Source organism: Streptococcus ovuberis (assembly GCF_012396585.1).
In the GTDB taxonomy this organism is placed as follows: Bacteria; Bacillota; Bacilli; order Lactobacillales; family Streptococcaceae; genus Streptococcus; species Streptococcus ovuberis.
This window is the reverse complement of sequence record NZ_JAAXPR010000015.1, coordinates 1-13,105: the sequence shown is the minus strand read 5'-3', so window position 1 is coordinate 13,105 and position 13,105 is coordinate 1. Positions and strand designations below refer to the sequence as shown.

Sequence of the window (13,105 nt, the reverse complement as noted above, 5' to 3'; positions counted from 1 at the left end):
CTTTTTCAAATGATTTAACGGCCAAATCCACCAAAGGGAGTGGCCGAGGTGGTAAAACGACTTTGCTGGGAGATTTCCTTTTGGAGAAGTTGCCGCACTTCACTGTCTGACAGCGCTTGACGTTTCTTCGCAGCTCGCTCTTCCAGTCGACGCTTGATCGCCGCAATGTTGAGCCCTTCTGATAGGTAGTCTTTTATCTCCAAGAGGTGGTCCATATCATTGAGCGAATACATGCGACGATTCCCCTCATTCCGCTCAGGGGAAATCAGTCCTTGGTCTTCATAGTAGCGAATCTGCCTAGCGGTCAAATCCGTTAGTTTCATGACACTCCCTATTGGGAAAACCGGCAGGTTGCGGCGTAGTTCCTTTTCCTTCACAGTTTACTCCTCTCTGTCTATTATAAGCGGTAAAAAGATTTTCGTCAAGTAATCATGTTAGAAAATATGACACAGCTATTTCTTTCTTAGATATTTTGAAACACTTGAAAGATTTTTCCATTCCGAATTGATTAAAACAGCAATAAAAACGCCGATAAAGGTTTCTGCAACTCGAATTAAAGCGTACACCAAACGGTTCCCCGAAGGCACAGATAAGGTAATGATCAGAAAAGCCGATACCCCACCGATGACACCCGCTTTATTGTCCATGGCGACATTCGTGGAAATCGTCAACATCGTCAAGATAGGCACCAGAACAAGAGTGACCCAAAAACTTTCACCGACTGCCATTTCCAAGAGAAAGAAGACAAAGGCATAGGCGCCCCCAACAGCGTTTCCATAGATTCTGGAGAATCCAAAATGCACACTGCTATCAAAATCTTCCCTCAGGCTAAAAACAGCTGACAAGGCTGCAATCTGCATCCCTTCCCAATCGAACAACTTAAAAAGCAAGAGTGTCAGAAATACAGCCAAACCTGATTTGATCACGCGCATCCCTGGTCTGAGTTGCCGCCAATCGATTTTTAATTTCATACTAGCCTCCTAGTATGCCTATTATATCATCTTACAAGGCAAATGGAAACTCACGACAACACCTCTAAACGAAAAATGAAGACCAAAAGGAGGCCTCGTGACCTCCTTGATTGTTTAAAAAATTCTTTCAACTACAGACAGCAATCTGCCTAATCCTAAACGATTATAAGGTCACCTAGATCATTTACCAACCATAGTTTGGCTCAATGCAAGGGACCATGGCTCTGAGCAACTCCTCAGGCGTGACGATTTTCAGACCGCCATAGGTCGGGTCCTGAGCCGTATAAGACGGATCAATGTAGTAAATATGAGACACATCCTTTCCATCAGGCGTCGCTACATAGCCGATTCCAATCAAATTGTGCTCACCAGATTTACCAGGATACATAACACTATTATCAATAGTATAGTACATCGGGTAGCCGTCCTTGATATTTTGCACCAGGCGTTCTTTAAAGAGTTTCATGTCCTGAGACTGGCTGGAAGCATCTGTCACCGTTGCCAAGCGGTAGCCCGCCTGATTGCCTGTCGGCGTCTCGTAGCCGAAGAGGTGTTTGTTGAGAATGCGGATCGCATCAGCATTATGGGTCCCAAAGTCTTCATCGGTTCCCATTTCGCTAGCCAATTGTTCCTGGGACACCGATATCCCCCTCGAAGACAGCATCATGCTGACCGCTGTCGGTGCACAAGTATTCCAAGCCCTCTGGACCTGCTGAGAAACCTCCAGAAGATACCGCGTCCCACCGCTAGGGTGCTTGGTTCCAGATACAAGATTGGTATCAGGTGAACCTTCCGCAGGTTTATCTGAATGAATCAGCCATTTTTCCGCCACTTCATCTGGTATCGGAGGATTTTCGACAACCTTTTCAGTTGTTGAAACAGACTCATTTCCTTTCACTGTAGCTCCAGGAGAGGTAGCCTTCTCTGCCTCACTGCGCTGATCCTTCGTCATGTAGACGGAGCTCGTCTGATCACGATTTTCCCCAAGACTCGACTGATTCCATCGAATAACAAGTACCACACAAGTTAAAATAGCCATCAGACCAATCAAGGCCAAACCTATTCGCTTTCCCATCAAAAACCTCACTGTTTCATAGCAGAGCTGAATAATCAACACATCAGACCCTATTTTTAATAAGACCTAGAATCACTCAAATAACATATCATATTCTATCAGAAATAACCTGACGCCCTAAAAAATAAGCAAGAAATAAGATAGTTAGAATACGTCTCTTATCATTGAAACCCACCTTCTGGAAGAATCAGTCAACCCCTCATCAAGCCTAGAGCACCGTAAGAATAAGCAAACGAAAATACCTATTGCAAGGTTAGCTGATTTTCATGGATAATACAATCCTACCGCCAAAACCCTTATAGCCAAAATAACGTTATAAAATAGAGAAAGATTACGATTAGCAGGCTATAAAGCCGGAAGCTATGCTTTCCCTTTTGATAGGATGTCCACATGATTACAAACGGGCTAAGTGTCAAAAACACTCGAACAGCAGTCTTGACCGAAGGCGCTTCTCCATAGATGGCCAAAACGGCTAATAGCACAACACCTAAGCCAAAATAGAGGATAGACAGTCCCCTTTTCATCTGCAAACCTCCTACAAATGGTCCAATGAGCTAAATGTAAAAGCAAAAATCCGTCACTCGCTAGGCTATATAAGAGCTTTATGATTAGACTTAACACTTGGAAATATAGAAATAACCAGGGCTTCAATTCTCTAAAAGTTTTTGTTGTAACCCCTTTCATATACAGTATACCATCATTGTTTCTTTTCATCAAGAAATGGTATAAATCTTTTCCCTCGATATCTTCCAGATTCAAATTACGAAAGAGAGTCGGACTCAATCAGTCATTCGTTAGCATTCGATTTCCCCTCATCTCCCCAAATTTTAGGATTCGGGCTGAAACAATCCACTGGACAGTGATTGACACTTACTTTGCAAGCTCCATTCCCCGATTAAAAAGGTCTCCCAGACCTTTTTGACACTTGCTTTGCAAGCTCCATTTCCCGATTAAAAAGGTCTCCCAGACCTTTTTGACACTTGCTTTGCAAGCTCCATTTCCCGATTAAAAAGGTCTCCCGGACCTTTTTGATACTTGCTTTGCAAGCTCTATTTCCCGATTAAAAAGGTCCCCCGGACCTTTTTTGACACTTGCTTTGCAAGCTCTATTTCCCGATTAAAAAGGTCCCCCGGACCTTTTTTGACACTTGCTTTGCAACTCACGATTTCCTACCTTCAAGGCTCAAGTGCCTTGAAGCACTCAGCAATGGCTCATTGGTGCTAAAGCGCCTAATGACCTGTGCAGAGGTAACACTAAAACTGGCAAAGCCAGTATGGTCTCTTTTCAATTTCTAGGAGACAAACTTGGACAGCCTAACTCCAGGCTGTCCAAGCTCCCAACCACTGCGTCTTGCTTTGTGAACAATAAAAAAGGAAGGACTAGGACTTTTGTCCTAGCCTCTTTTGGGTGCAAGATTATTTTTCAGTCAAAGCAGAAAGACCAGGCAACACTTTACCTTTACCTACCCTGATATTATAACCTCACTCCGTATCAGAGAACATCTAGGGATGGCACTAGAAAAGAGCTGTTTACACAGCTCTTTTCGTCGCGAGTATGTGGTTGCTTATTTTTCAGTCAATGCTGACAAACCTGGAAGAACTTTACCTTCCAAAAGCTCCATTGAGGCACCGCCGCCAGTTGAGATCCATGAGAACTTGTCTGCACGGCCAAGGTTGATAGCAGCTGCTGCTGAGTCACCACCACCGATGATGGATTTCACTTCTGGTTGCTTCACGATAGCGTCCATGACACCGATAGTCCCTGCTTGGAAGTCAGGGTTTTCAAAGACACCCATAGGACCGTTCCAAACGACTGTTTTCGCACCTTCAAGCTCTGCTTCAAATTTCGCGATAGACTTAGGACCGATGTCAAGACCAAGGAAACCTTCTGAAACAGCTTCGCCTTCTGTATCACGAACAACATCGTAATCTGCAAAGGCATTAGCTTCCTTAGAGTCAACTGGTAAGATGAGTTTGCCGTTAGCTTTCTCAAGGAGTGCTTTCGCCACATCAAGTTTATCATCTTCAACCAATGAATTACCGATTTCAATGCCTTGTGCCTTATAGAAGGTGTAGGTCATACCGCCACCGATAAGGACTTTGTCTGCTTTTTCCAGCAAGTTTTCAATCACACCGATCTTATCAGATACTTTTGAACCACCAAGGATTGCGACAAATGGACGAACTGGGCTTTCAACCGCTTCTTGGATATAGGCAATTTCGTTTTCCAAGAGGAAGCCAGCAACAGCCTTCTCAACGTTAGCAGAAATACCAACGTTTGAAGCATGCGCACGGTGAGCTGTACCGAAAGCATCGTTTACAAAGATGCCATCGCCAAGGGATGCCCAGTATTGACCAAGTTCAGGATCGTTTTTAGACTCTTTCTTGCCGTCCACATCTTCAAAACGAGTGTTTTCGACCAAGAGCACTTGACCATCTTCTAAAGCATTGATAGCTGCTTCCAAGGCTTCACCACGAGTAGCGCCTGGGAAGATAACCTCTTGACCCAATTTTTCACCAAGTGCCTTAGCAACTGGTGCCAGTGATTTGCCTTCTTTGTCCGCTTCTTCTTTGACACGACCAAGGTGAGAGAAGAGGATGGCACGTCCGCCTTGCTCAAGGATATACTTGATCGTTGGAAGAGCCGCAGTGATACGGTTGTCGTTGGTAATCACGCCATCTTTCAAAGGCACGTTGAAGTCCACACGAACGAGGACTTTTTTGCCCTTAAGCTCAACATCTTTAACAGTTAATTTAGCCATTTAGAAAAGCTCCTTAAAAATTTTTTCTACAAACTCATTATATCACAATTTCTAGCTTTTTCCTAAAAAGCTTGTCGTTTTCATCAATTTTTCGCAATCCCTCTTTCGACGTTCTTTTGAGAAGTCACTAGGAGTTCTACCATTCTTCTGCAAAACGGAGTATTGTCCGATCCCTTTAATACTAGTGCTACAGTAGATGACGATCCGATTCTTTTTTGCTATACTGGTTGCAAACAAATGGAGGTTTTTATGAACTTTACAGGGAAAATTGCCATCATCACCGGCGGAGCCCAAGGGATTGGTGCTGAACTAGCCAAACAATTTCGCGAAGCTGGAGCCACTGTTTACACGATTGACCGCAACCAGCCAGCGGACTTTATCGGGGATTTAGCCAAGCAAGACGACCTTGAAGGTTTTGCTGCCTTTGTCTTATCTCAACACCAAGGGATCGATATTCTGATCCACAATGCTGCTCCCCTCATGAAGGGGCTAGACGAAGCCTCTTACGAGGACTTCAGCTACGCCCTCCAGGTAGGCGTGACAGCTCCCTTTTACCTGACCAAGCTCTTTACTCAGCACCTTAATCCAGGAGCTAGTATTCTCATGATGTCTTCTAGCCGTGATCGGATGAGCCAGGCCCAGACAGAGTCCTACACGGCCGCCAAGGGCGCAATAGCTGCGCTGACACACGCTTTGGCGGTCAGTTTGGCAGGCATGGCTCGGGTCAACAGCATCTCCCCAGGTTGGATCGATACCAGTGGCAACGCCTTTACACCAGCAGACCACCAACAGCACCCTGCAGGCCGCATCGGTCGCCCTGAAGATATTGCTCACATGGCTCTCTTTCTGGCCTCAGACAAAGCCAGCTTCATTACCGGTGAAAATATTACGATTGACGGTGGCATGACGAAACTGATGATCTACCATGATGAACAAGGTTGGCGTTACGGGGGAAATTAAGATTCACAGAAAATCAATCTAACCTAGGAAACCAAGCTGATGATAGAACTGGCCTTCATCGAAACGAGTTGACAAGGGCTATCTTTCTACCATTTGTCAAGTCCATCAATGTTTTGATTTTGAAAAAGAATATCAGGCAATACAGTTGAAAACAAGGCCCGCAAACGGACCTTGTTTTTATCATAACTAAGCGAATCAGCTCTACGAATACGGTCGTAAACCTGTGTCCAGTCAAAATCCGATAGCCATTCGAGTACTGCTGCAGTGAACAGTCTAGCTGTTGCTGCTCTGAGATTGCTATCAATTTTAGCGGTGTGTTTAACACCAGGAATGACTGCTGTTACTCCAGCTTGCTAGAGAACCCACGTTCCCCTCAGCTCCTCTTAATGGTTCAAAATCCTAGACTGAGCTCGATAAGCTGCAAAACTGCCAAAGTGATTTCCTTGTCATGCTACTCCTTTATCCTTGGTCAAACGCTTTCACCGCTGTTTCAAGGTCATGGTCTCGATACTTCTGCGCACTGATCCACTGACCTGTTCTGCCTTTTTCAGCAAAAGCGCCAACAATCATCTCAGGAATAACCGTATCTACCGCGTGACTAGCATTTGGACCTCCCAAATCCGTCCGAATCCATCCCGGATCCGCCACATTTAGGGTAACATTGGATCCGACCAATTTTCCAGCATAATCTTTGGTGATCTTGTCCAGTGCTCCCTTAGACGCTGCATAGGCCCCCTGCTCAGGCTGATTCTTAATCCCGCTAGTCGTATTGACGATGCGACCAAAGTCAGCTTCTAGCATACTTGGTAAAAAGGCTTCCATCAAAATCAAAGGCGCAATCACGTTAACCTGGTAGGCCCAAATGTACTCTTCTGACGAGACGTCCCAAGGGTTGCTTTGTAATTTTGGCTGAACACCCGCATTGTTAAAGAGCAACTCAATCGTCACTTTTTCTTGAATGTCTTTTGCCATCTGACGAACAGCTGCCTCATCTGACAGTTCTGCTTCGACCGCAAAAGCTTTGACACCAAGTGCTTCAAGCTCTGCAACAAGATCCTCAGTATGGGCAATCTGGCGACTATGAACGACCAAGTTAGCCCCTTCTTTCGCCAAGGCCAGGGCGATTTCTCGCCCGATACCACGGCTGGCGCCTGTGACCAGGGCCCATTCCCCCCGGATAGATTGCATGACACAACCTCCTAAAAATTGGTTTGATCAGGATCTGTCTGCTTGCTAACGCCTTCTACCTTATCCAGTTGCACAATATCCTCATCAGATAGCTTGAAATCAAAAATGTCCAAGTTAGACGCAATATTAGCTGGTGTTACGGACTTAGGCAATGGCAAGAAACCTTTGTCCAGAGACCAACGCAGAGCAACTTGCGCCACGGATTTGCCATACTTGTCCGCTAAGGCTTGAACTGTCTCATTTTTAAAGATACTACCTGTTCCGAGCGGGCTGTAAGCCTCTAAGAGAATGTCATGCCGCTCACAGAACTCGACCAACTCATCCTGAGGGCAACCTGGTGCAAGCAAAACTTGGTTGACATGCGGTTTAATCTCAGCCGTTTCAAAGAGGGCTTCCAAGTGGTGGATCATAAAGTTCGATACCCCAATCGCACGGACTTTACCAGCTTTGTAAGCCTCTTCCATAGCCTTCCAAGCGCCTGCATTACCTTCTTTCCAAGTATCACGAATCGCCTTCGGATTTGGCCAATGTATCAGGAGCAAATCAATATAGTCAACCCCTAATTTCTTTAAAGATTCATCGATTGACGCTTTTGCCAAATCATAATCATGCTTGTCATTCCAGACCTTGGTCGTTAAGAAGATCTCTTTCCGCGCCAGACCACTGTCAGCAATAGCTCGGCCAACGCCAACTTCATTGCGGTAAATCTGGGCAGTATCCACATGGGTATAGCCGACTTTCAACGCGTGACTTACACTGTTATAAACTTCCGCACCATCAGGAATCTGCCAAGTCCCAAAGCCAATTTTAGGAATTGCAACGCCGTTTGATAAAATATAATGTTCCATCGTTTCGTTTCCTTTTATTAAAATGTCATTTCTTGAAATGAATTCAGGATAATGGTTTCTACATCTCTCACACTGAGAGGGACAAAAGTATTGCCATCCAAGCCCCCATTACGAACAGCATGTTGGCTCATTTCTGGGACCAATTCCTTCGTTTCAATGCCAACTTCTGGAAGTGTCATCGGAATTTCCATGTCCTGTTTGAAGAAATCATAGGTCTTCTTGACTGCTTCACGGGCAACGGTTTCATCATCGTTACCTGATATTCCCCAAACATTACGCCCATAGGCTGCAAATTTAGCATGCGTCGTCGAATCATTATCCAAACAAAACGCCATCCAACGCGGGGTCAGAATAGCCAGTCCAATGCCATGAGTAATATCATAGTAAGCAGACAATTCGTGCTCAATGGCATGGCAAGTCCAACCACCATTACGCCCACGCCCTACAAGACCATTAAGAGACAGGGTAGAAGTCCAGAGGAGGTTGGCTCTAGCAGTGTAATTTTCCGGCTCCTTGATCGCGACAGGCCCATGCTTAATAGCCGTCTTCATGAGACCTTCAGCAAGACTATCCTGAACATCCACACCTTCTGTGCGGTTGAAATATTGTTCAAATAAATGGCTGAGCATATCAGCTGTTCCAGCAGCAGTTTGCCACTTGGAAACCGTATAGGTCAAGGTAGGATCCAAGAATGAAACACGTGGTATCAGTTGCAAGCCACCTGTCCCCAATTTTTCCTTGGTCTCCAAGTTAGAGATAACTGCTCCACTATTCATCTCTGTACCTGTCGCCGCCAAGGTCAAAATGTCCACAATCGGTACTGCTCGGCCAATCTTGCTGCTATCTAAAACAAGGTCCCAAGCATCGCCATCATAGTAAGCCGCTGCTGCAATCACCTTACTCGCATCAACAACAGAACCACCGCCAACTGCTAAAATCACGTCCAATTGGTGCTCTTTGATCAAGCGAGCTCCCTCACGAACGGATTCAATACGGGGATTGGGTTCAATGCCAGATAGCTCAACCACTTCAAAGCCGCCCTCTACCAGCAAGTCCAGCACCTTACCATAAAGGCCAGATTGCTTGATCGAACCGCCACCGTAGGTCAGCAACACCTTTTTCCCAAAAGGCGCTAGAGCCTCTGGCAATTCTCCTAAACGGTCTTTCCCAAAACGAATATCCGTTGGGATATGCAAACGAAAATTCTCCATGTTTTCTCCTTTTTATTGATTGAACATCACCGTCTCAAAGTCAAAGACTTCAGGCAAATGATGCGATATAGAATATTCAAAGACCCGACAATTATCCAGACAACCAACCTGTTCAATTTCCATGAGGAAATCCGTCTTAGAAAGCCCCATTTCCCGGCATTCTAAGACAGTTGGGCGTTTGCCTGCTATTCTCACAAAAGCACTGTGAACCTTCCGATTCAACTCTGTGGTCACATAGCTGTAAATCGAGCGCTCCACATGTTCACGTTTGAGATGGGGAACCTCTGCCACCGGCATATAGGTATATTCGATAATAATCGGACGATTCTCTAGGAGCCTCAAGCGAACAATGTGATAAACAAAATCATCGGTTGAAATCGATAATTTATCCGCAACAGCTTCACTAGGACGGATAATGTCAAAGGTCAGAACCTTAGAAATCAACTGCTCTTGATAAGTTTGATAGGCCTCTTGCAAGGAATATAAATGAGACTGCTTGCCACTCTTCCAATCCCTCACAAAACTCCCATCTCCTCTACGACGAAGGACAAACCCTTCTGCTACCAAGAGATCCAAGGCCCGCTTCATGGTCATCAAACTGACCTGATAAATCTCTGCCAAGGTCTTTCCATCTGGCAAGCGGCTGTTGATAGGATAAGAACCATCCTTTATCCGTTGGCGAAGCTCCCTCGAGATTAGAATATACTTGGGTTCTACTTTTCCGATACCATCACCTCCCTTTCTTGCTAAAAGTATACTCTTTTCAGACACAAAAGTCTAGACTTTTCTTTTTCCCCAAAATAAACATTTTGGCTAACCATGATGCTATACCTCCAAGCATATCTTAATGAATACGCACACAAAAGAGACTGAGCCATCCATTCAGCCTCTTAAAATGATTTCAAAAAAGAGATGGATACAAGAGATTAGCAGTCTCATCCACTTGTAAAGTCATAAAACTCGCCTGACAAACGAGAGGCCTTTACAGACGCACATGCGACATCCTATCTCGGAGAACGGTCGAATGACTGAATAAAAACCGTTTAACAAGCATATGATTCCTCTTATACCTTGGGCGCAACAGAACGATTTCCTACATGCTCAATCCGATTCTAAGGCAAAATCTCTTGCTAATCGGTCCAACGCTTCTTTTAGAAGGGGTTTATTGAAAGTATAGACGCCCTTAGCTTGTCCTGAAATCAGCAAGAGGTTGGCATTGACCAGTTTTTGGACATGGAAGGTAACCGTGGCTGGACTGATGCCAAGATTGTCTGAGATGACCTTACTCTTCTCGCCGTGTAGGCCGATTCTCTGCAAAATCTCATAGCGGACAGGGTCACTGAGGCTTTTGACCACCACATCAAGGATTTCCTTGTCCACTACTTGACGGTTACCGATAAAAGCAGCCACACGGGGGAAGAGTTGGAAATAGGCAGGGCTATCTGGTCGGTGTTTATCATAGCCAATCATTTGCATAAACTGCAAAGGCGATGTCACAAAAACCTCACAGTTGCTGCGTCCTGTTTCAGCTAGGACACCCAGCACATCGTGTGATGTGTTCGCAAACAAGTCTGGGATGTCCAGCTGTTCAGAAAAAGAGCGAATCTCCTCCTCGAACTGGGCATAAAAGGGCTCATAGAGGGGACAAAGTTCCTGATAAAGAGCACTCATGCCCTGAACACATTCCTTTAGGTGCTGATAAGACCAAAGCAACTGCCAGCGATAAGCGGGGTCATCTGAGAAATCTTCCAAGACAAGCAGTAACGCCTCCAAACTAAGGCTGTCTTGTTCCTCATCCGTTAAGAAAAGGGCGAACTCCTGCTCCAACACTGCCTCTGGTAGAGCCTCAATCAAATGGAGCAGCTCTGCCATGTCCAAGGGATCCTGCCCCTGTGCCAAGAGATAACGGTAGAGCCGCAGAAAAAAGTGCCGATGAAAATAACGGTCAATCCGCTCCTTGTAAGGGGCAAGGACTGCTTTAACCTCCTCCAAGATGGCGAGGGCATCCGCCATGACTGCACGCTCCTGACTGGTCATGTCCACATGGCTATAATCCACATAAACGAGATTGGGCAGCCAGAGAAAATCAACCAGACGGCTGCGATGCAGATGCGTCAAAAACTTCATGATACCTCCTTTGTATTTAAGCGAAAACTGAAAATAATGTAACCAACAGACAGGACTACCATGACCAGCATCAGGTGCTGAGCTGGGAAGATGACCATAAGTCCAGCTAGAAGGACTTTCATCAGGATAACACCCAGCTGAAAATAGGTTGCCATGCCTGAGAAAATCATCCCCATCTTGTCCTCAGGGAGACTGTTTTTCACCAAGGCTCCCATCTTAGGGTTGACAATCCCGATACCGAAGTTGGTCAAAAGCAGCACAGCCAAAAACAAGTAAGTCTGGTGCCAGTAGAGGGTCAGAAAGATAGGCAGTAAAACAATGGTCCCATACCGTAAAAAACGGATTAAATCGATCGTCATGCGACCTGACATGACCGCGATATTACCCAGCAAACCACCGACCATCATCACCACACCAATAACAGACAGGGTCAGGGCAGGAGAGCCAAAACCGAAGGTTTTATCCTCTGTCATCACCAAGAGAACAAAGGTTTCAATACTGGCAAAAACAGCATTAAATAAAGGAACAACAAGCATGGCAAATCGCACAGCAGGAATGCGATTCATCTCTGTCAAGGCCAGCTTTAAGCTGGACCATAAATCTGCAACAAGGGACTCTTCCGACGGACGATCAACAACAGTGATTGGGTCCTTGAGCAGAAGAGCATTTAGTGACTTACTCAAGAACAGCATGCCCACCGCACAGACGAGAAAGGTGACTGCGTTGAGGTAGGCCAGGTTTTGGTAGGTCATGATAGAAACCAGAGCCGCGCCGCTAAATTTGAAAAGAATGGCCATGGTTTGAAAGACACTGGACGAAAAGGCCATGCCTTGCTCTCGCTCCTCAGGCGCCAGCACCCGCAAACTGATGGGCTGATAGAGCCCACCCTCAAACTGCCCTGACATATCAGACAAAAAATTCAGCAAAGACACAGCCACAACCACCCATAGGCTTGGCGAAAACCCCATGACAAGCCCGACCACCAGGTAAATGGCAAAGTGGAAAAACTGCGTTGCGATGATTAAGGGCACTTTTCTGGTCTGCTTATCCGCTAGGTAGCCCATGATAAAGGCAGATAAAATAGGCAAGGTCTCGGACATGGTCACAATAGCAATCGCTGTCTTGGGCTCTGGCAACAGCAAGACATAGTTCATCAGAGCTAGATAATAGACACTGTCACCAAAATTGGACAACAAGTCCAAGCCCAAAACAGATAGGTACAATTTATTGGATAGGATTTTTTTCATCACACCCTCCTTTCAATTATCGCTAAAAACTTTTTTTGCGATTATCTAAATTATAGCAGAAATCGAATTTTAGTCAATACTAAAATAGATTTTTGCAAATACTAAAAAAGACAACAACCTAAACTATTTCGTGCCGTTTGAAGATGATCAAGGCACAATAGCCAGGTGGAGATAACCTTGCTTTTTCAAAACTAAGACGATCCGACTAAAATTTGCGGATGAGAGGCATTCTTTTTGCCCTGCCTTATACGAAAACTCCCCTAAAAGTTATCGACTTCCTGTAAAGCCTCTAATACTTAGCGAATACCAACAGCTGATAGGTTGACTCGCTGTCCTAATATAGAAAAGTTATCGTTCAATGGTTTTTTAGCGACCGACGGGCCATCTAATAGCTAAATTAGCTAGCACCCCCAAAAACATGGTGGTCGCATGATTTGATTGAGATAGCTTAAGGCGACTGGTGACTTACCAGCCATCGTGATCAGTTGTTAATTTTAGATGCGTACCACCTGTTTTCTCAAATTCGCCTTCAAAAACAGAAAAAGACAAACCCAAAACTGAGTTTGCCTACAATCTGAATCTCCCTTATAAGGCTCTATAATTTCTGTAGTGGGTAAATCCACCTCGGAGATTATGGAGCCTTTTTGAGTATGAAAAAAGCCCCATATGACCTATAATGAAAAGCAATCAAACCACTCATTAGAAAGAATCATATGG

Annotated in this window: 12 protein-coding genes; 1 reads left to right on the top strand and 11 read right to left on the bottom strand. The window is 45.2% G+C overall.

What is annotated here, in order from left to right:
- Window positions 1-14 precede the first annotated feature (14 nt).
- The 5 genes from HF992_RS08095 to HF992_RS08075 all read right to left on the bottom strand — a co-directional run bounded on the left by HF992_RS08095 (window position 15) and on the right by HF992_RS08075 (window position 4,807).
- Window positions 15-377, bottom strand: coding sequence for a MerR family transcriptional regulator (locus tag HF992_RS08095; protein ID WP_168549536.1), 363 nt, complete (start codon window positions 375-377; stop codon window positions 15-17).
- Between the two features lie 75 nt (window positions 378-452).
- The gene (locus tag HF992_RS08090) at window positions 453-971 is read right to left on the bottom strand and encodes an FUSC family protein (RefSeq protein WP_168549535.1); all 519 of its coding nucleotides are present in this window, start codon (window positions 969-971) and stop codon (window positions 453-455) included.
- Between the two features lie 184 nt (window positions 972-1,155).
- Window positions 1,156-2,046, bottom strand: coding sequence for a C39 family peptidase (locus tag HF992_RS08085; protein WP_246201270.1), 891 nt, complete (start codon window positions 2,044-2,046; stop codon window positions 1,156-1,158).
- Between the two features lie 296 nt (window positions 2,047-2,342).
- Window positions 2,343-2,570 (bottom strand): hypothetical protein, encoded by a 228-nt coding sequence (locus HF992_RS08080; RefSeq protein WP_168549534.1) that lies wholly within the window; start codon window positions 2,568-2,570, stop codon window positions 2,343-2,345.
- Window positions 2,571-3,610: 1,040 nt separating this feature from the next.
- A complete protein-coding gene (locus HF992_RS08075; protein WP_168549533.1) occupies window positions 3,611-4,807 on the bottom strand; it encodes a phosphoglycerate kinase in 1,197 nt (398 codons plus the stop codon).
- A 249-nt stretch (window positions 4,808-5,056) separates the two neighbouring features.
- Here HF992_RS08075 and HF992_RS08070 point away from each other — a divergent pair, with 249 nt between their 5' ends.
- Window positions 5,057-5,767: an SDR family NAD(P)-dependent oxidoreductase gene (locus HF992_RS08070; protein ID WP_210729447.1), complete on the top strand. Its 711-nt coding sequence runs from the start codon at window positions 5,057-5,059 to the stop codon at window positions 5,765-5,767.
- Window positions 5,768-6,226: 459 nt separating this feature from the next.
- Here the strand turns inward: HF992_RS08070 and HF992_RS08065 are convergent, their stop codons facing one another.
- From HF992_RS08065 to HF992_RS08040, 6 genes are all read right to left on the bottom strand, one after another.
- Window positions 6,227-6,955, bottom strand: a complete 729-nt coding sequence (locus HF992_RS08065; protein WP_168549531.1) for an SDR family NAD(P)-dependent oxidoreductase — start codon at window positions 6,953-6,955, stop codon at window positions 6,227-6,229.
- A gap of 11 nt (window positions 6,956-6,966) precedes the next feature.
- Window positions 6,967-7,803 carry an aldo/keto reductase gene (locus HF992_RS08060; RefSeq protein ID WP_168549530.1) on the bottom strand — a complete coding sequence of 279 codons (837 nt, stop codon included), beginning with the start codon at window positions 7,801-7,803 and terminating at the stop codon, window positions 6,967-6,969.
- 17 nt (window positions 7,804-7,820) lie between these two features.
- A complete protein-coding gene (locus HF992_RS08055) occupies window positions 7,821-9,014 on the bottom strand; it encodes an iron-containing alcohol dehydrogenase (protein ID WP_168549529.1) in 1,194 nt (397 codons plus the stop codon).
- A 12-nt stretch (window positions 9,015-9,026) separates the two neighbouring features.
- Complete coding sequence (locus tag HF992_RS12290) at window positions 9,027-9,785, bottom strand: GntR family transcriptional regulator (protein WP_343032966.1); 759 nt, start codon at window positions 9,783-9,785, stop codon at window positions 9,027-9,029.
- A 330-nt stretch (window positions 9,786-10,115) separates the two neighbouring features.
- Window positions 10,116-11,141 carry a winged helix-turn-helix domain-containing protein gene (locus HF992_RS08045; protein ID WP_168549528.1) on the bottom strand — a complete coding sequence of 342 codons (1,026 nt, stop codon included), beginning with the start codon at window positions 11,139-11,141 and terminating at the stop codon, window positions 10,116-10,118.
- Window positions 11,138-12,388: an MFS transporter gene (locus HF992_RS08040; protein ID WP_168549527.1), complete on the bottom strand. Its 1,251-nt coding sequence runs from the start codon at window positions 12,386-12,388 to the stop codon at window positions 11,138-11,140. Before HF992_RS08040 ends, HF992_RS08045 begins: the two co-directional genes overlap by 4 nt.
- Between the last annotated feature and the right edge of the window lie 717 nt (window positions 12,389-13,105).

Bases quoted from the DNA above. Each gene is read 5' to 3' on its own strand.
- HF992_RS08090 (WP_168549535.1), bottom strand. From the start codon at position 971: ATGAAATTAAAAATCGATTGGCGGCAACTCAGACCAGGGATGCGCGTG.
- HF992_RS08085 (WP_246201270.1), bottom strand. From the start codon at position 2,046: ATGGGAAAGCGAATAGGTTTGGCCTTGATTGGTCTGATGGCTATTTTA.
- HF992_RS08080 (WP_168549534.1), bottom strand. From the start codon at position 2,570: ATGAAAAGGGGACTGTCTATCCTCTATTTTGGCTTAGGTGTTGTGCTA.
- HF992_RS08075 (WP_168549533.1), bottom strand. From the start codon at position 4,807: ATGGCTAAATTAACTGTTAAAGATGTTGAGCTTAAGGGCAAAAAAGTC.
- HF992_RS08070 (WP_210729447.1), top strand. From the start codon at position 5,057: ATGAACTTTACAGGGAAAATTGCCATCATCACCGGCGGAGCCCAAGGG.
- HF992_RS08065 (WP_168549531.1), bottom strand. From the start codon at position 6,955: ATGCAATCTATCCGGGGGGAATGGGCCCTGGTCACAGGCGCCAGCCGT.
- HF992_RS08060 (WP_168549530.1), bottom strand. From the start codon at position 7,803: ATGGAACATTATATTTTATCAAACGGCGTTGCAATTCCTAAAATTGGC.
- HF992_RS08055 (WP_168549529.1), bottom strand. From the start codon at position 9,014: ATGGAGAATTTTCGTTTGCATATCCCAACGGATATTCGTTTTGGGAAA.
- HF992_RS08045 (WP_168549528.1), bottom strand. From the start codon at position 11,141: ATGAAGTTTTTGACGCATCTGCATCGCAGCCGTCTGGTTGATTTTCTC.
- HF992_RS08040 (WP_168549527.1), bottom strand. From the start codon at position 12,388: ATGAAAAAAATCCTATCCAATAAATTGTACCTATCTGTTTTGGGCTTG.